We start from the raw sequence: 16,701 nt of genomic DNA on the forward strand, positions 1-16,701 counted from the left end.
CAACGGCAAGGGCTGGGCAGGGTTTTTAGGGGCTGCCCCTAAAATCAATCGCGCATGCCCCTGATCACGCTCATCCTCCTCCCCTTCATCGGCAGCCTGCTGGCAGCGGTTCTGCCGTCCAACGCTCGCAATACCGAGTCCACCCTGGCGGGCCTTATCGCCGTGTTCTGCACAGCGCAGGCGGCGCTCTACTTCCCGGAGATTGCGGATGGTGGCGTGATCCGGCAAGAGCTGACCTGGCTGCCCGCCCTGGGCCTGAACCTCGTCATCCGCATGGATGGCTTTGCGTGGATGTTCTGCATGCTGGTGCTGGGCGTGGGCAGCCTGGTGGTGCTGTACGCTCGCTACTACATGTCTGCGGCCGATCCGGTGCCGCGCTTCTTTTCGTTTTTTCTGGCCTTCATGGGCGCGATGGCAGGTGTGGTGCTGTCGGGCAACATCATCCAGATCGCGTTCTTCTGGGAGCTGACCAGCCTGTTCTCCTTCCTGCTGATCGGCTACTGGCACCATCGCAAGGATGCCCGGCGTGGCGCGCGCATGGCGCTCACGGTGACGGGCACGGGGGGGCTGGCCATGCTGGCGGGCATGCTGGTGCTGGGCCACATCGTGGGCAGCTACGACCTGGACCATGTGCTGGTTGCGGCCCAGCTCATCCAGAACCATCCGCTCTACACCACCGCGCTTGTCCTGATTCTGCTGGGTGCGCTCACCAAAAGCGCGCAGTTCCCGTTCCACTTCTGGCTGCCCAACGCCATGGCCGCGCCCACGCCCGTGTCGGCGTACCTGCACTCGGCCACCATGGTCAAGGCGGGCGTGTTTCTGCTGGCGCGCCTGTGGCCCGCGCTTGCGGGCACCGAGCAGTGGTTCTGGCTGGTGGGCGGCGCGGGCTTGGCCACGCTGCTGGTGGGTGGCTATGCAGCCATGTTCCAGAACGACCTGAAAGGGCTGCTGGCGTACTCGACCATCTCGCACCTGGGCCTGATCACCCTGCTGCTGGGCCTGAACAGCCCGCTGGCCGCCGTCGCAGCGGTCTTTCACATCATGAACCACGCGACCTTCAAGGCCTCACTGTTCATGGCGGTGGGCATCGTGGACCATGAAAGCGGCACGCGCGACATACGCCGCCTGTCGGGCCTGCGCACCATGATGCCGATCACCGCCACGCTGGCCATGGTGGCCAGCGCGGCCATGGCGGGCGTGCCACTGCTCAACGGCTTCCTGTCCAAGGAAATGTTCTTTGCCGAGACGGTGTACGTGAACACCACGCCATTGCTCGAATGGCTGCTGCCGGTGGCCGCCACGGTGGCCGGCATGTTCAGCGTGGCGTATTCGCTGCGCTTCACGGTGGATGTGTTCTTCGGCCCGCCCGCTACGGACCTGCCGCGTCATCCCCACGAGCCCCCGCACTGGATGCGCGTGCCGGTCGAACTGCTGGTGCTGGCCTGCTTGGTAGTGGGCACGCTGCCCGCGTGGTCGGTGGGGGCCTACCTGGCCGCCGCCGCACGGCCCGTGGTGGGTGGCGAGCTGCCCACCTACAGCCTGGCGGTCTGGCATGGCTTCAACACACCCTTTGTGATGAGCCTGGTCGCTTTGGGCGGGGGTATTGCGCTCTACGCGCTGCTGCGCTGGCAGCGCGAAAAGGGCGCCATCGATGCGCCACCGGTCATGCGCCGCATCAGCGGCCAGCGGGCCTTTGAGGCCACGCTGACCCTGCTCAGCCTGATGGGCCGCAATGGCCGCCGCCTGCTGGGCACCGGTCGCTTGCAGTGGCAGATGCTGTGGCTGGTGTGCGCCGCGCTGGTGGCGGGCACCCTGCCGCTGTGGGCGCGGGGCCTGCCAATTGGCGACCGGGTGCAGCTGCCGCTGTCGCCTGCCTTTACGCTGCTGTGGCTGCTGGGCGCCGTGTGCGCCGTGGCGGCAGCCTGGCAGGCCAAATACCACCGGTTGGCGGCCCTCACGCTGCTCGGTGGCTCCGGGCTGTGTGTGTGCCTGACCTTCCTGTGGTTCTCGGCCCCCGACCTGGCACTCACGCAGATCGTGGTGGAGGTGGTGACCACCATCCTCATCCTGCTGGGCCTGCGCTGGTTGCCGCGGCGCGACGAGAGCCTGCGTGTGCCCACGCTGGCTGAAGAGCGCCGCACCCAGCTGCGCCGCTACCGCGACATGGCGTTGACGCTGGCTGCCGGTGGCGGCATGGCGCTGCTGTCGTTCGCGATGATGAGCCGCCCCTTTCCCGACAGCACCTCCACCTTCTTCCTGGAACGCGCACTCACCGAAGGGGGCGGCACCAACGTGGTCAACGTGATGCTGGTGGACTTCCGGGGTTTTGACACTTTTGGCGAGATCGTGGTGCTGGGCATCGTGGCGCTCACGGTGTATGCGCTGCTGCGGCGCTTCCGCCCCGCGCGCGAGGTGATGGATCTGCCGCCCCAGCAGCGCGCACTGCCCGCCGATGTGGACACCGACCTGGCCAACCCGCGCCAGACCGCTGACACCGCCGTGGGCTACCTCATGGTGCCCGCCGTGCTGGTGCGGCTGATGCTGCCCTTTGCCACGCTGGTGGCGGTCTACCTGTTCATGCGCGGCCACAACGAGCCCGGCGGCGGCTTTGTGGCGGGGCTGGTGTTCTCGGTGGCCCTGCTCCTGCAGTACATCGTGTCGGGCACGTCCTGGGTCGAGGCCCACCTGCCGCTGTACCCAAGGCGCTGGATTGGCGTGGGCCTGCTCGCCGCACTGGCCACGGGCCTGGGCGCATTGGCCTGGGGCTATCCGTTTTTGACCAGCCACACGGCGCATTTTTCGCTGCCCGTGGTGGGTGAGATCCATGTGGCCAGCGCACTGTTCTTCGACATCGGCGTGTTCACCCTGGTGGTGGGCTCCACCATGCTCATCCTCACCGGCATTGCCCACCAGTCGGTGCGCAGCCACCGCTACAACAACGCACGCGCGGCCGAAGAAGCCCAGGCCGCCGCCACACCAGGAGAAGGCCCATGGAACTGATACTGGCCCTGGCCATCGGCGTGCTCACCGGCTCCGGCGTATGGCTGCTGCTGCGGCCGCGAACCTTCCAGGTCATCATGGGCCTGTCGCTGCTGTCGTACGCCGTCAACCTGTTCATCTTCAGCATGGGCCGCCTCGGCCTCGCGATTGACAAGGAGCCCGTGCTGCAGCCCGGGGTGCCGCAAGACCTGGCCCACTATGCCGACCCCATGCCCCAGGCGCTCACCCTGACGGCCATCGTGATCGGCTTTGCCATGACCGCCCTCTTCCTGGTGGTGTTGCTGGCATCGCGTGGCATGGCGGGCACCGACCATGTGGACGGCACCAAGGGTAAAGACGTGCAGGAAATGCCATGACGGGAGGCATGAGCATCACCGCATCGATCACCGCGTGGCTGATGCCGCACCTGATCCTTGCGCCCATTGCACTGCCCCTGCTCACGGCCGGGCTCATGCTGCTGCTGCGCGAAGAGCGCCAGCGCACCAAGGTCACGCTCAACATCACCTCGACCCTGGTGGGCCTGGTGGTGGCCGTGCTGCTGCTGGTGCAGGCCAAGGAGCCCAGCGTGCAGACCAGCCTAGGCGTGTACCTGCCGGGCAACTGGCCCGCGCCGTTCGGCATCGTGCTGGTCATCGACCGCCTGTCGGCCATGATGCTGGTGCTGACCAGCACGGTGGCGCTGGCCACGGTGCTGTTCTCGGCCGCGCGCTGGCACCGGGCGGGCGTGCACTTTCACCCGCTGTTCCAGTTCCAGCTCATGGGGCTGGCCGGGGCGTTTCTCACGGCCGACCTGTTCAACCTGTTCGTGTTCTTCGAGATCATGCTGGCGGCGTCCTATGGGCTGCTGCTGCATGGCTCGGGCCGCCCGCGCGTGTCGGCGGGGCTGCACTACATCGCCATCAACCTCGCGGCGTCGTCGCTGTTCCTCATCGGGGTGTCGATGCTCTACGGCATCACCGGCACGCTCAACATGGCCGACCTGGCGCAGAGCATTGCGGGCGTGGCCGTGGCAGACCGGGGTCTGCTGCATGCGGCCGCTGCCATTCTGGCAGTGGCCTTCCTCATCAAGGCCGCCGTGTGGCCGCTTAACTTCTGGCTGGTGCCCGCCTACAGCGCGGCCACCGCGCCCGTGGGTGCGCTGTTTGCGCTCATGACCAAGGTGGGCGTGTACAGCGTGCTGCGGCTGTGGACGCTGCTGTTCGGCGCGGAGGCCGGTGAGTCCGCGCTGTTTGGCAGTCAGTGGCTCATCGGCGGCGGCATGCTGACCATGGCGTTTGGTGCCATTGGCATGCTGGGCTCGCAGCGCCTGGGGCATCTGGCCGGGTTCAGCGCCGTGTTGTCATCGGGCACGCTGCTGGCCGCTGTGGGCTTCGGGCAAAACCTGCTCACCAGCGGGCTGCTGTACTACCTGCTCAGCTCCACGCTGGCTGTGAGTGCATTGTTCCTGCTCACCGACCTGATTGACCGCTGGCGTAACGACGGGGCCAATCTGGCGCCGTACGAGCAGACCGACGACGCGCCCTTTCTGTCGGCCGACCTGGTGCCCACCGAGGGCATGAACCTGGACGACAAGGAACAAGCGCTGATCGGCCAGGTCATCCCCGCCGCTGCGGCCTTTCTGGGCCTGGCGTTCATGGCCTGCACGCTGGTGATTGCGGGCCTGCCGCCCCTGCCCGGCTTTGTGGGCAAGTTCGCCATGGTCCATGCACTGCTCAACCCGCTGGGGCTGGGCGCGGCCCAGGGCTTCCGCCTGGGCGCTGCGGGCTGGACGCTGGTGGCGCTGCTGGTGGGCTCGGGGCTGCTGGCACTGCTGGCGCTCACGCGCGCAGGCATTCGCCATTTCTGGTCGGCCCAGGGCCGGGCTTCCCCACAGCTCCTGGTGCTGGAGGGACTGCCCATTGCCCTGCTGCTGCTGGCCTGCGTGGCGCTGGTATGGCAAGCCGGTGCAGTGATGCGCTACACCCAGGCCACAGCCGATGCCCTGCATGCGCCCGGCACCTATGTGCGTGCGGTGATGACCGCTGCGCCTGTTGCACCTTCGCCTGCGGCAGCGCCTGAAACCATGCCCCCGGGGAGCAAGCCATGACCCAGCCAGGCCCATCTACGGCATCCAACGCCCCCGCCGTTCCCCCGCGCCCCAGTCTGTTGCGGCGCCTGGTCCCGGCCCCGCTGCTCTCGCTGGCGCTGCTGGGCCTGTGGCTGCTGCTCAACCGCAGCCTGAGTGCAGGTCACCTGGTGCTGGGCACCATGCTGGCACTGGCCATCCCGCTGCTCACGGCCGGGCTGCGCCCGCTGCCGGTGCGCATCCGCAAGCCGGGCACCGTCTTGCGCCTGGCGCTCACGGTGGTGGCAGACACCACCCGGTCCAACCTGGCCGTGGCCCGCCTGCTGCTGGCGCCCGGCCGCCGTCGCCACCCCGCGGGCTTTGTGCACATTCCGCTGGACGTGCGCGACCCCAACGCACTGGCCGTGCTGGCGATGATCGTGTGCATCACGCCCGGCACCGCCTGGGCCGAGATTTCGCTGGATCGCAGCATGCTGCTGCTGCACGTGCTGGAGCTGGACGACCCCGCCACGGTGATCGCTGAGGTGAAGCAGCGCTACGAGGCCCCCTTGATGGAGATTTTTGAATGACCCCCGTGCTGGACTGGGCCCTGCCGGCCGCCCTGCTCATGCTCGCGCTGGCCATGGGCTGTGCATTGATCCGACTGCTCAAGGGCCCGTCCGCGCAAGACCGCGTGCTGGCGCTGGACTGCATGTACCTGAGCGGCATGCTGATGATGCTGGTGCTGGGCCTGCTCTACGGCAGCAAAAACTACTTCGAGGCGGCACTGCTGCTGGCGCTGTTCAGCTTTGTCGGCTCCATGGCCATGGCCAAGTTTTTGCTGCGCGGCGAGGTGATCGAATGACCGACGCTGCCACCACCGCCACCGCGGTTCTTCCGCTATGGCTGGAAATCATCGTCGCCGTGCTGGTGCTGGCCGGTGCTGCCCTGGCCCTGCTGGGCTCCATCGGGCTGCTGCGGCTGCCCACGTTTTTTGAACGGGTACACGCGCCCTCCATCATCGCCACGCTGGGCTGCTGGCTGATCATGCATGGCACGGTGCTGTACTTCTCGGTGGCCGACAGCAGCCTGGCGTTGCACGCGCTGCTGATTGCCGTGTTCGTGGCGATCACGGTGCCCATCATGTCGATCTTTCTGATGCGTGCGGCGTTGTTCCGCGCCCGGCAGGCCGGGCGCGATGTGCCACCCAGCCTGAGCCGGCCCAAGGTGGATGGCGGCACAGAAGCCAAAGACTCCTGATCACTTACCCTTGATCAATTACTCCTGATTTGATAGCTGCAGGCGCATATGAAACATGCGCCTGCAGCAGTTTTGGCTCTTATTTCGTCCCTGGCGCACCAAACCCGCCGCCGCCGGGGGTGTGGATCTCGAACACATCGCCCGGCGCCATCTCGGCCTGGCCAATGTGGTCCAGCAGCTCCACCCGGCCATCGCTGCGCACCACCTTGTTGATGCCCACGGCGCCCGGCTGACCACCCGCCATGCCAAACGCGCCATGGTGGCGGCCGTTGGACAAGATGCTGGCCGTCATCGGTTCCAGGAAGCGTACGCGGCGAATGCCGCCATCCCCGCCCTTGTACTGCCCCGCACCGCCCGAGCCCTTGCGAATCTCGTAGCCCTCCAGCCGCACCGGAAAGCGGAACTCCAGCACCTCCGGGTCCGTGAGGCGCGAGTTGGTCATGTGGCACTGCACGACGCTGGTGCCGTCAAAACCGCCCGCCAGTTGCCCGTTCGCATCCCATACCCCACCCGCGCCGCTGCCACCCGAGATGGTCTCGTAGTACTGGTAGCGCGTGCTGCCAAAGGTGAAGTTGTTCATGGTGCACTGCCCCGCCGCCATCAGGCCCAGCGCGCCGTACAGCGCATTGGTGATGCAGGTGGAAGTCTCCACATTGCCCGCCACCACCGAGGCCGGCGGATTCGGGTTGAGCATGCTCCCCGGCGGGATGATGACGTTGAGCGGCTTCAGGCACCCCGCGTTCAGCGGAATGTCGTCATCCACCAGCGTGCGGAACACGTACAGCACCGCCGCCATACACACCGCCGTGGGCGCGTTGAAGTTGTTGGTCTGCTGCGGGCTGGTGCCGGTGAAGTCGATGGTGGCGCTGCGGCTCGCTGCATCCACCTTCACGGCCACGCTGATCTGCGCGCCGTTGTCCAGCGGTAGCGTGAAGCTGCCATCCTTCAACCGTGTGATGACGCGGCGCACGGATTCTTCCGCGTTGTCCTGCACATGGCGCATGTAGGCCTGCACGACATCGAGCCCAAACTCGCCCACCATGCGGCGCAGCTCCTGCTGACCTTTCTCGTTGGCAGCGATCTGCGCACGCAAGTCCGCCATGTTCTGCTGAGGGTTGCGTGATGGGTATTCGCCGCTCTCCAGCAGCGCAACCATCTCCGCCTCGCGCAGCACGCCGCGCTCCACCAGCTTCACGTTGTTGATCTGCACGCCCTCTTCCTCGATGCGCGTGGAGAACGGCGGCATCGACCCCGGCGTGGTGCCACCCACATCCGCGTGGTGGCCCCGGCTGCCCACATAGAACGTGGGCGTGGCCTCGTCAGCGATGTAGACCGGCGTGATGACCGTGATATCGGGTAGGTGCGTGCCGCCGTGGTACGGGTCGTTGAGCACGAACACGTCGCCGGGCTGCATCTTGCCGCTGTTCTCGCGGATCACGGTCTTGATGCTCTCGCCCATCGAGCCCAGGTGCACGGGCATGTGCGGCGCATTGGCAATCAGGTTGCCCGCCGTGTCGAACAGCGCGCAGCTGAAGTCAAGGCGTTCCTTGATGTTGACGGAGTACGCCGTGTTCTGCAGCTGCAAGCCCATCTGCTCGGCGATGTTCATGAACAGGTTGTTGAACACCTCCAGCAGCACCGGGTCCACGGTGGTGCCCACGGCATGCTGCACGGCGCGTGCCACGCGGCGGTTGAGCAGCAGGTGGTCCAGGTCGGTCAGCGCGGCCTCCCAGCCGGGCTCGACTATTGTTGTGGCGTTCTTCTCCGCAATGATGGCCGGGCCGGGGATCACATCGCCGGGGCGCAGGTCCTCGCGCACCACCAGCGCCGCGTCGTGCCAGGCGGGCACGCCGTCTACACCACCGGTGTACATGCGCACGGTGCTGCGGCGCGGCACCTCGCGGGCGGCCTGCAGCGCATGGCGTGGCTCCTCGGGCGCATCGCCGGGCACCACGGCCTCGACCGATACGGCCTCCACCACCAAGCCCTTGCCGTGCATGAGAAAGGCAAAGCGCTGGCGGTAGGCGGCTTCAAAGCCTGCGGTGATCTCGGCCAATGAACCGAACGGAACGATCAGCGCCGAGTCGCTGCCCTCGTAGCGCACATGCACGCGGCGGTGCACCACGGCTGTGCCCGCGCCCACCTGCTGGCGCTCCAGCTCGGTGCGTGCGGTGGTGGCCAGTTGGTCCAGCGTGGCTTCGATGCTTGCGAGTGCATCGGGCACCAGTTTGGCTTCTACGGCCTGTTCGCGGATCACGTTCTGGTCCGCCAGGCCCATCCCATAGGCACTGAGCACACCCGCCAGTGGGTGCACAAACACGCGCGTCATGCCCAGTGCATCGGCCACCAGGCACGCATGCTGGCCGCCTGCGCCGCCAAAACACTGCAGCGTGTAGCGCGTTACGTCATACCCGCGCGCGACGCTGATCTTCTTGATGGCATTGGCCATCTGCTGCACGGCGATCTGGATAAAGCCGTGGGCGACATCCTCGGCGCTGCGCCCGGTTTGGGTGGCAAGGTCGCCAAACTTGTGCGCCACGGCGTGGCCATCCAGCGCCTCGTTGGCCGCGTGGCCAAACACCTTGGGGAAATGCGCGGGCTGGATCTTGCCCACCATCACATTCGCATCGGTCACGGCCAGCGGGCCGCCCCGGCGGTAGCTGGCGGGGCCGGGGTTGGCGCCCGCGCTTTCGGGGCCCACGCGGAAGCGTGCGCCATCAAAACCGAGGATGGAGCCGCCGCCCGCCGCCACGGTGTGGATGCTCATCATGGGCGCGCGCATGCGCACGCCCGCCACCTGGGTCTCGAACTCGCGCTCAAACTCGCCCGCGTAGTGGCTCACATCGGTGCTGGTGCCGCCCATGTCAAAGCCGATGACCTTGTCGTGCCCCGCCAACCCGGCAGTGCGCGCCATGCCGACGATGCCGCCTGCGGGGCCACTCAGGATCGCGTCCTTGCCCTGGAACACCTGTGCGTCCGTGAGTCCGCCCGACGACTGCATGAAGAACAGCTTCACGCCCGGCATTTCGCTCGCTACCTGGTCCACATAACGGCGCAGGATGGGTGACAGGTAGGCATCGACCACCGTGGTGTCGCCCCGGCTCACCAGCTTCATCATGGGGCTGGTGGCATGCGATGCGCTCACCTGCGTAAAGCCGATCTCGCGCGCAATGCGGGCTGCAGCCTCTTCGTGTGCGGTGTAGCGGTAGCCGTGCATGAACACGATGGCCGCGCTGCGCAGGCCCGCGTCGTAGGCGGCCCACAGACGTTCCTTCAAATGCGCTTCGTCCAGCGGCTCGATCACTTCGCCCTGCGCGCCCATGCGCTCCTGGGCTTCCACCACGCGCTCGTACAGCAGCTCGGGCAGCACGATATGGCGATCAAACAGGCGCGGGCGGTTCTGGTACGCAATGCGCAGCGCGTCCTTGAAGCCTTTGGTGGTGATGAGCAGCGTGGGCTCGCCCTTGCGCTCCAAGAGAGCGTTGGTGGCCACGGTGGTGCCCATCTTCACGCACTCCACCAGCGCAGGCGTCACCGGCTCGCCGGGCTGCAGGCCCAGCAGGTGGCGAATGCCCGCCACGGCCGCGTCCTTGTACTGCTCGGGGTTCTCGGACAGCAGCTTGTGCGTGACCAGCGTGCCGTCCGGGCGCTTGCCCACCACATCGGTGAAGGTGCCGCCCCGGTCGATCCAGAACTGCCAGCGGGCCAAAGAAGAAGCTTGTTGGGACATGGTGATGCTATCTAATCAATAGCTGCCAGCGCATTCAATACCTGCGCTACAGCCGCTTTTCATTCAAAAATTCAAAATCGGAGGCCCTGGGTCACAACGACGCAGCCGAGCGCGCCGCCTGGTCGTACATGCCCGAGAGCACACGCAGCAAACGGGCCAGCTCGCCAATGTCGCGGTTGAGCGCGTCGTCGGCCTTGAGCGCATCGATCAGGCAGCTCTCGCGGATCTCGCGGTAGCGCTGCACGTAGGCGCGGCCGGTGTCGGTGGCGGCATAGGTCACTTCCTTGCCATTCTTTTGCGAGGCCACCACGCCCAGGGTCTGCAGCTTTTTGAGCGAGTAGTTCACCAGGTGCGTGTCTTCCACGTTCATGATGAAGCAGATGTCGGCCAGGCGCTTGTCGCGTGCGCGGTGCGTGACATGGTGCAGCACCACCACGTCGAGCGGCGTCAGGTCCTTGAGGCCCGCCGCCGCCATGCAATGCACCACCCAGCGGTGGAACGCATTGCCCGCCACGATGAGGCCAAACTCGAACTCGCTCATCTCCGCGCTCTGCGCCGACACCAAGTGCGCCGATGACACGATGGGACCGGAGTCGGCTTTGGGTGGAAGCGCGGACTTGGCCTTGGGCTTGGCGTCAGATTTCATGGCGGTTTCAGGCCTGCGGGTTCTGTCATTGGCACGGGATATGCATGGGGCATTGTAGGCAAGTCGATGGTAATTTGTTGGCAATTTGTCAGCGTTTAGGCAAAACACCTATCGCAATCGGATCGGCTTCCGATACAGTGATTTGTTACATCCAACCTTGTACGTACAACCCTGCGGAGCAATATCCATGAAGCGTCGAATCTTCCCCGTGACCGCACTCGCCCTGACCCTGGCTGCGGGCCTGTCTGCCACCTCGGCATTCGCCCAGACCAAGTGGGACCTGGCCGCCGCCTACCCTGCCACCAACTTCCACACCGAGAATATGGTGCAGCTGGCCAGCGATGTGGACAAGGCCACGGGCGGCAAGCTCAAGATCACGGTGCATGCCAACGCCGCGCTGTTCAAGGCCCCTGAAATCAAGCGCGCCGTGCAAGGCGGCCAGGCGCAGATGGGCGAGATCCTGCTGGCCAACTTCCAGAACGAATGGCAGCTGTTTGGTGTGGATGGCCTGCCCTTCCTGGCCGACAGCTACGACGCATCCAAAAAGCTCTACGCCGCCCAAAAGCCCTTCCTGGAAAAGAAGCTGGCTGAGCAGGGAATGATGCTGCTGTACGCCGTGGCCTGGCCTCCACAAGGCATCTACACCAAGAAGCCGCTGGCCTCTGCCGCTGACCTCAAGGGCATCAAGTGGCGCGCCTACAGCCCTGCCACCGCCCGCATTGCCGAGCTGGTCGGGGCCCAGCCCGTGACGGTGCAGGCTGCGGAGTTCTCGCAGGCCCTGGCCACGGGCGTGGTCGAATCGACGATGACCTCGGGCGCGACCGGTGTGGACAGCAAGCTGTACGAACACCTCAAGTTCTACTACGACACCCAGGCCTGGCTGCCCAAGAACGCCGTGCTGGTGAACAAGAGGGCGTTTGACGCGCTGGACAAGCCCAGCCAGGAAGCGCTGCTGAAGGCCGGTGCTGACGCCGAAGCACGCGGCTGGGCCAACAGTGCCAAGGTCAACACCGATACCGTCGCCAAGCTCAAGGCCAATGGCATGGACGTGGTGACCCCACCGGCCGCGCTGAAGGCCGACATGGCCAAGGTGGGTGACACCATGCTCAAGGAATGGCTGGACAAGGCCGGCCCCGAAGGCAAGGCGCTCATCGACGCCTACCGCAAGTAAGCCCAGGCGCCTACGCACATGCGTCGTCTGCTGGACTTTTTGTACGACAGCGCCGCCGCCCTGGCGGCGCTTTTCATGGTCGGCCTGCTGGGGATGGTGTTACTGTCCATCGCCAGCCGGCAGTTCCACTTTCACGTGCCGGGCACGGACGCCTATGCGGGCTATCTGATGGCCGCATCGGGCTTCCTGGCACTCGCCCACACCTTGAAGCGCGGCGAGCACATCCGCGTCACGCTGCTGCTCAACTTTTTGAAGGGCGGCGCCAAGAAGGCGTTCGAGATCTGGGCTTTGGCCATTGCCACCCTGCTCGCCGTGCTGTTTGCGGTGTACAGCTGCAAGCTGGCCTGGCAGTCGCATGAGTTCCACGACATCTCCACCAGCAGTGACGCCACACCGCTGTGGATTCCCCAGATCGCCATGGCCGTGGGCACAGTGATTCTGGCCATCGCGTTCCTGGACGAGCTGGTGCTGGAGATGATGGGCAAGCGTGTGGATGCCTCCTCTGGCGAAGCATTGCGCAATGAATAACCCCTGCTGCACGACCTACCATGAGTGATCTCGCCATAACCGGCCTGCTCGTACTGTCGCTGTTCCTGATTCTGGGCAGCGGCGTATGGATCGGGCTCACCCTCTCCGGCGTCGCCTGGATCGCCATGCAGCTGTTCTCTGCCCGCCCGGCGGGCGATGCGATGGCTGTCACCATCTGGGGCAGCGCCTCCAGCTGGACGCTCACGGCCCTGCCCCTGTTCATCTGGATGGGTGAAATCCTGTTCCGCACCCGCTTGTCGCAAGACATGTTCAAGGGCCTGGCCCCTTGGGTGCAGGCGCTGCCGGGCCGGCTGCTGCACACCAACGTGGTGGGCTGCACCATCTTTGCCGCTGTGTCGGGGTCCAGCGCTGCCACCTGCGCCACCATCGGCAAGATGACGCTGCCCGAGCTGACGCGCCGCGGCTACCCCGAGCACATGGTGGTGGGCACGCTGGCGGGCGCGAGCACGCTGGGTCTGTTGATCCCGCCGTCCATCATCATGATCGTGTACGGCGTGTCGGCCGAGGTGTCGATCTCGCAACTGTTCATTGCGGGCGTGCTGCCGGGCATCCTGCTGGCGGCGCTGTTCTCGGGCTACATCATGCTGTGGGCGCTGCGCCACCCCGAGCAGGTGCCCGCCGCCGATGTGCGCATGAGCTTCATGCAAAAGCTGTCGGAATCGCGCAGCCTGATTCCCGTGGTGCTGCTGATTGCGGCCGTGCTGGGCAGCATCTACACCGGCTTTGCCACCGCCACCGAGGCAGCGGCCGTGGGCGTGGTGGGCTCGCTGGTACTGTCGGCCGTTCAGGGCTCGATGACCTGGGGCACCTTCAAGGAATCGCTGATGGGCGCCACGCGCCTGTACTGCATGATCGCCCTGATCCTCGCGGGCGCTGCGTTCCTCACGCTGGCCATGGGCTACATCGGCCTGCCGCGCCACTTGGCGGAGTGGATCGCGTCGCTGGGCTTGAACCAAGCCCAGCTCATCGTCGCGCTGGCCGTTTTCTACATCATCCTGGGCTGCTTTCTCGACGGCATCTCGATGGTGGTGCTAACCATGGGCGTGCTCATGCCCACGGTGCAGGCGGCTGGCATCGACACCATCTGGTTTGGCATCTTCATCGTGCTGGTGGTCGAGATGGCGCAGATCACGCCGCCTGTGGGCTTCAACCTGTTTGTGTTACAGGGCATGACGGGGCGCCAGCTGCCCTGGATTGCCAAGGTGGCCATGCCCATGTTCTTGCTGATGTGTGGCGCCGTGGCGTTGATCTATGTCTTCCCTGGCATCGTGACCTGGTTGCCACAGCAGATGTCGGCGCGCTGAACGCACCTGCCACCAGCAGGCACCACCAAGCGGGGCGCCCCCCACCGGGGACGCCCCGCTTGGCGTTTTGAGAGATGGAGAGCCGCCCGTCCCACGCCTCAAAATCCAGCGACAATGGTCCGATGTTGAACGTTCTTGCCATCTGCATCGGGGCCTGTGTGGGCGCACTGGCGCGCTGGCGCCTGGGCCTGTGGCTCAGCCCTGGCGGGCTGATCCCCTGGGGCACCCTCGCCGCCAACCTGGTGGGCGGCTACCTGATTGGCGCGTGTGTGGCCGTGTTCCACGCCATGCCCCAGCTGGACCCCGTGTGGCGGCTGGCGCTGGTCACCGGGTTTCTGGGCGCGCTCACCACGTTCTCCAGCTTCTCAGCCGAAGTCGTCGAGATGCTGATGGTGCAGCGCTACGCCCTGGCACTGGGCACCACGGCTTTGCACCTGGTGGGCTCGTTGAGTCTTACGGTGGCTGGCATGCAAAGTGCTTCGTATTTCATAGCATCTCGCGCTTGATATTCCTGCACTAGCACGTCATTTCGTCATCAATCCACGCCACACTGCATGGGCCCTCACCCACTGCTACCACTGCTGCCGGTGCCGCCCCTTTCTTCTCTGTTCACCTCTTGATACGCGAGCCCCTCATGGAAGCCAACACCCAACTCAACGAACGCCGCCTGGCCGATGCCTGGGCCGAGCTGCACAACCACGCCCACAACGGCAACCCCCTGCAGGCCGATGCCAACCGCATGGCCTTTGCCGACCCCGAATTCATGTTCCGCCGCGAAACGCGCGGCATCCGCTTTCAGCTCGAAATGCTCAAGCCCGACCTGGGCCAGGCCGAACAAGGCATTGAAAGCACCGTGGTGGTGTACGGCAGCGCGCGCTTTGTGGCGCCCGACGAGGCCGCGGCCCAGCTGGCCGACGCCGAAGCCAGTGGCGATGCCGAGCGCGTGCGCCGCGCGCGCCTGGCCGTGCGCAACGCGGGCTATTACGACCTGGCCCGCCAGTTCGCCAAGCTGGTGGCTGACTACAGCGAACGCCAGCGCCCTGCCGACCGCATCTACATCTGCACGGGTGGCGGCCCCGGCATCATGGAGGCCGCCAACCGGGGCGCTCATGATGCGGGTGCACTGAACGTGGGCCTGAACATTGCCCTGCCCCACGAGCAAAGCGGCAACCGTTTCATCTCGCCCTCGCTGTCCTTCAAGTTCCACTACTTCGCGCTGCGCAAGATGCATTTCATGATGCGTGCCAAGGCGCTGGTGGCCTTCCCTGGCGGCTTTGGCACGCTGGACGAGCTGTTTGAAGTGCTGACCCTGGTCCAGACCAAAAAGGCCAAGCCCGTGCCCATCGTGCTGTTCGGCACGGACTACTGGAAGCGCCTCATCAACTTCGATGTGCTGGTGGAAGAAGGCACCATCTCTGCGCAGGACCTCAACCTGTTTCACTACACCGATGAGCCCCAGGAAGCCTGGGACCTGATTCGGGCGTTTTACAAGCTATGAAGGCCGGCCACAACTGCAGAATTCGATCTGTAGTTGGCATACTGGGGTGCTGCCGGTTGCGTTGACACCGACTTAAGCTTTTTGAGCTTTTTCGAACTGTACGGGGCTGACGTAGCCGAGCGTCGAATGCCGGCGCATCGGGTTGTAGAACCGCTCGATGTAGTCGAACACGTCGGCCCGAGCTTGCTCTCGGCAGCGGTACATGTGACTGGCCATGCGCTCGGTCTTCATTGAGCTGAAGAAGCTCTCCACTGCCGAGTTATCCCAAACCTCGCCCGCACGGCTAATGCTGTAAGTGGTGCCTTATTCGCCCAGCAGTTGCCAGAAGTGTGCACTGGTGTATTGACCGCCATGGTCCGAGCGATGCAGCAGTACCACCGGTTTTCCTCGGCGCTACACTGTCATCAGCAGTGTGTCCACCACGAGCTGCGAGGTCATGCCCTCTTGCATCGACCAGCCCATGGTGCTTCGCGAGTACAGGTTAGGCACCGCTGCCACGTACAGCCAGCCTTCTGCTGTTCAGATGTAAATAAAGTCGGCCACCTAACTCTGGATAGGTGCTTCTGCCGAACTGACGGTCCAGCACGTTATCGGCCACTGCGCAACGCTCGCTCCCGGCCTTGGGCAGGCTCGGACGCCCAGGACGCGCACGAAGAGGCTGCTCGCACATGAGCCGCTCCATGCGGTGCAGGCCACAGAGTTGGCCGTGCTGCAGTACATCGCGCCACAAACGCCTGGTACCGTAGGAGAGGTCGCTGCGCACGAAGCTCTGGCGGACCCGAGCGCTCAGCTTCTCGTCGTCAAGGCTGCGCCGACTGCTGGGGCGCACCAGGCAAGCGTAGAAGCCACCTCTCGAGACACTAATCGCATCGCACAAGAGATTGACCAGCCAGACCGTTCGATGCATCGTCACGAAACGAACTTCACATCGACTCCTTCGCAAAGTAGGCTGCGGCTTTTTTCAAGATATCGCACTCCATCTTGAGCTTGGCCACTTCATTGCGCAGTTTGGCAATGCCGGCGTAATGGACCATCTGCCGGCCATTCCCCGGGACAGCCCTCTTCAGCGCCTCAAGCAACTCGAACCCATTTCAGCAGCACGTTTGGTGTACGTCCAGTTCCTTGGCCGCCTGGGCCACGGTCACCCCGCGCTCAGTGACTAGCTTGACAGCCTCGAGCTTGAACTCTCGGCTGAATGTACTTCTTCTCTCCATGAACCACCTCCGGTTTCATCTTGCACCTTAACAAGGTGTCTTTGAAACCGGCAGCAGCTCATGCAGTTTCACGCTTTCCCGACGCCCCATCCCCGTTTCGTATGAAACCGTGATAGAGCACATAGAAGCCAGTCGCAGCCCATATTCCCTCGGCCAGCTGGATTCCGGCTACCGAGATATCCAGGGGAACTCAACAGCCAAACGTTGAGGGGGGGGCGGCGGGCGTGGAGGTGGAGGTGGAGGTGGAGGTGGAGGTGGAGGTGGAGGTGGAGGTGGAGGTGGAGG

General features: G+C 65.1%; 13 protein-coding genes and 1 pseudogene. 11 read left to right on the forward strand and 3 right to left on the reverse strand.

Translation table 11 applies throughout. From position 1 onward, the window contains the following. The first annotated feature begins 54 nt into the window (after positions 1-54). The 6 genes from ACODSU_RS13935 to mnhG are packed head-to-tail and all read left to right on the forward strand — an operon-like array spanning position 55 to position 6,304. Positions 55-3,000, forward strand: a complete 2,946-nt coding sequence (locus tag ACODSU_RS13935) for a monovalent cation/H+ antiporter subunit A (protein ID WP_488842724.1) — start codon at positions 55-57, stop codon at positions 2,998-3,000. Next, entirely contained in the window at positions 2,991-3,356 is a 366-nt protein-coding gene (locus tag ACODSU_RS13940; protein ID WP_015014440.1) for a Na+/H+ antiporter subunit C, read from the forward strand. Before ACODSU_RS13935 ends, ACODSU_RS13940 begins: the two co-directional genes overlap by 10 nt. Before the next feature lie 8 nt (positions 3,357-3,364). Next, a complete protein-coding gene (locus ACODSU_RS13945) occupies positions 3,365-5,086 on the forward strand; it encodes a monovalent cation/H+ antiporter subunit D (protein WP_488842725.1) in 1,722 nt (573 codons plus the stop codon). Between the two features lie 56 nt (positions 5,087-5,142). Continuing rightward, positions 5,143-5,634 (forward strand): Na+/H+ antiporter subunit E, encoded by a 492-nt coding sequence (locus ACODSU_RS13950; RefSeq protein ID WP_488842734.1) that lies wholly within the window; start codon positions 5,143-5,145, stop codon positions 5,632-5,634. Next, complete coding sequence (locus ACODSU_RS13955) at positions 5,631-5,909, forward strand: K+/H+ antiporter subunit F (RefSeq protein ID WP_015014443.1); 279 nt, start codon at positions 5,631-5,633, stop codon at positions 5,907-5,909. The genes ACODSU_RS13950 and ACODSU_RS13955 overlap by 4 nt, the downstream gene beginning before the upstream one ends. Beyond that, positions 5,906-6,304, forward strand: a complete 399-nt coding sequence (mnhG, locus tag ACODSU_RS13960) for a monovalent cation/H(+) antiporter subunit G (RefSeq protein WP_488842726.1) — start codon at positions 5,906-5,908, stop codon at positions 6,302-6,304. The genes ACODSU_RS13955 and mnhG overlap by 4 nt, the downstream gene beginning before the upstream one ends. Positions 6,305-6,383: 79 nt before the next feature. Here mnhG and ACODSU_RS13965 read toward each other — a convergent pair whose 3' ends face one another. Both ACODSU_RS13965 and ACODSU_RS13970 read right to left on the reverse strand, forming a co-directional pair. Beyond that, complete coding sequence (locus ACODSU_RS13965) at positions 6,384-10,034, reverse strand: hydantoinase B/oxoprolinase family protein (RefSeq protein ID WP_488842727.1); 3,651 nt, start codon at positions 10,032-10,034, stop codon at positions 6,384-6,386. Positions 10,035-10,125: 91 nt separating this feature from the next. Further along, positions 10,126-10,680 carry a winged helix DNA-binding protein gene (locus tag ACODSU_RS13970; protein ID WP_110961965.1) on the reverse strand — a complete coding sequence of 185 codons (555 nt, stop codon included), beginning with the start codon at positions 10,678-10,680 and terminating at the stop codon, positions 10,126-10,128. Between the two features lie 187 nt (positions 10,681-10,867). Here ACODSU_RS13970 and ACODSU_RS13975 point away from each other — a divergent pair, with 187 nt between their 5' ends. From ACODSU_RS13975 to ACODSU_RS13995, 5 genes are all read left to right on the forward strand, one after another. After that, a complete protein-coding gene (locus ACODSU_RS13975) occupies positions 10,868-11,851 on the forward strand; it encodes a TRAP transporter substrate-binding protein (RefSeq protein ID WP_488842728.1) in 984 nt (327 codons plus the stop codon). An 18-nt stretch (positions 11,852-11,869) separates the two neighbouring features. Next, positions 11,870-12,379, forward strand: a complete 510-nt coding sequence (locus ACODSU_RS13980) for a TRAP transporter small permease (RefSeq protein WP_015014448.1) — start codon at positions 11,870-11,872, stop codon at positions 12,377-12,379. Positions 12,380-12,399: 20 nt separating this feature from the next. Further along, positions 12,400-13,704: a TRAP transporter large permease gene (locus tag ACODSU_RS13985; protein WP_488842729.1), complete on the forward strand. Its 1,305-nt coding sequence runs from the start codon at positions 12,400-12,402 to the stop codon at positions 13,702-13,704. A gap of 122 nt (positions 13,705-13,826) precedes the next feature. Further along, positions 13,827-14,210 carry a fluoride efflux transporter CrcB gene (gene crcB / locus ACODSU_RS13990; protein ID WP_488842730.1) on the forward strand — a complete coding sequence of 128 codons (384 nt, stop codon included), beginning with the start codon at positions 13,827-13,829 and terminating at the stop codon, positions 14,208-14,210. A 128-nt stretch (positions 14,211-14,338) separates the two neighbouring features. After that, complete coding sequence (locus ACODSU_RS13995) at positions 14,339-15,202, forward strand: LOG family protein (protein WP_015014451.1); 864 nt, start codon at positions 14,339-14,341, stop codon at positions 15,200-15,202. A gap of 72 nt (positions 15,203-15,274) precedes the next feature. Here the strand turns inward: ACODSU_RS13995 and ACODSU_RS14000 are convergent. Continuing rightward, positions 15,275-16,416 (reverse strand): annotated as a pseudogene (locus tag ACODSU_RS14000) (IS3 family transposase). Between the last annotated feature and the right edge of the window lie 285 nt (positions 16,417-16,701).

The sequence above is a fragment of the Acidovorax sp. FG48 genome, from assembly GCF_057809085.1.

Excerpts from the sequence above, each read along its gene's own strand:
- mnhG (WP_488842726.1), top strand. The coding sequence starts at position 5,906 with ATGACCGACGCTGCCACCACCGCCACCGCGGTTCTTCCGCTATGGCTG.
- ACODSU_RS13985 (WP_488842729.1), top strand. The coding sequence starts at position 12,400 with ATGAGTGATCTCGCCATAACCGGCCTGCTCGTACTGTCGCTGTTCCTG.
- ACODSU_RS13935 (WP_488842724.1), top strand. The coding sequence starts at position 55 with ATGCCCCTGATCACGCTCATCCTCCTCCCCTTCATCGGCAGCCTGCTG.
- ACODSU_RS13945 (WP_488842725.1), top strand. The coding sequence starts at position 3,365 with ATGAGCATCACCGCATCGATCACCGCGTGGCTGATGCCGCACCTGATC.
- ACODSU_RS13975 (WP_488842728.1), top strand. The coding sequence starts at position 10,868 with ATGAAGCGTCGAATCTTCCCCGTGACCGCACTCGCCCTGACCCTGGCT.
- ACODSU_RS13995 (WP_015014451.1), top strand. The coding sequence starts at position 14,339 with ATGGAAGCCAACACCCAACTCAACGAACGCCGCCTGGCCGATGCCTGG.
- crcB (WP_488842730.1), top strand. The coding sequence starts at position 13,827 with ATGTTGAACGTTCTTGCCATCTGCATCGGGGCCTGTGTGGGCGCACTG.
- ACODSU_RS13980 (WP_015014448.1), top strand. The coding sequence starts at position 11,870 with ATGCGTCGTCTGCTGGACTTTTTGTACGACAGCGCCGCCGCCCTGGCG.
- ACODSU_RS13965 (WP_488842727.1), bottom strand. The coding sequence starts at position 10,034 with ATGTCCCAACAAGCTTCTTCTTTGGCCCGCTGGCAGTTCTGGATCGAC.
- ACODSU_RS13970 (WP_110961965.1), bottom strand. The coding sequence starts at position 10,680 with ATGAAATCTGACGCCAAGCCCAAGGCCAAGTCCGCGCTTCCACCCAAA.
- ACODSU_RS13940 (WP_015014440.1), top strand. The coding sequence starts at position 2,991 with ATGGAACTGATACTGGCCCTGGCCATCGGCGTGCTCACCGGCTCCGGC.
- ACODSU_RS13955 (WP_015014443.1), top strand. The coding sequence starts at position 5,631 with ATGACCCCCGTGCTGGACTGGGCCCTGCCGGCCGCCCTGCTCATGCTC.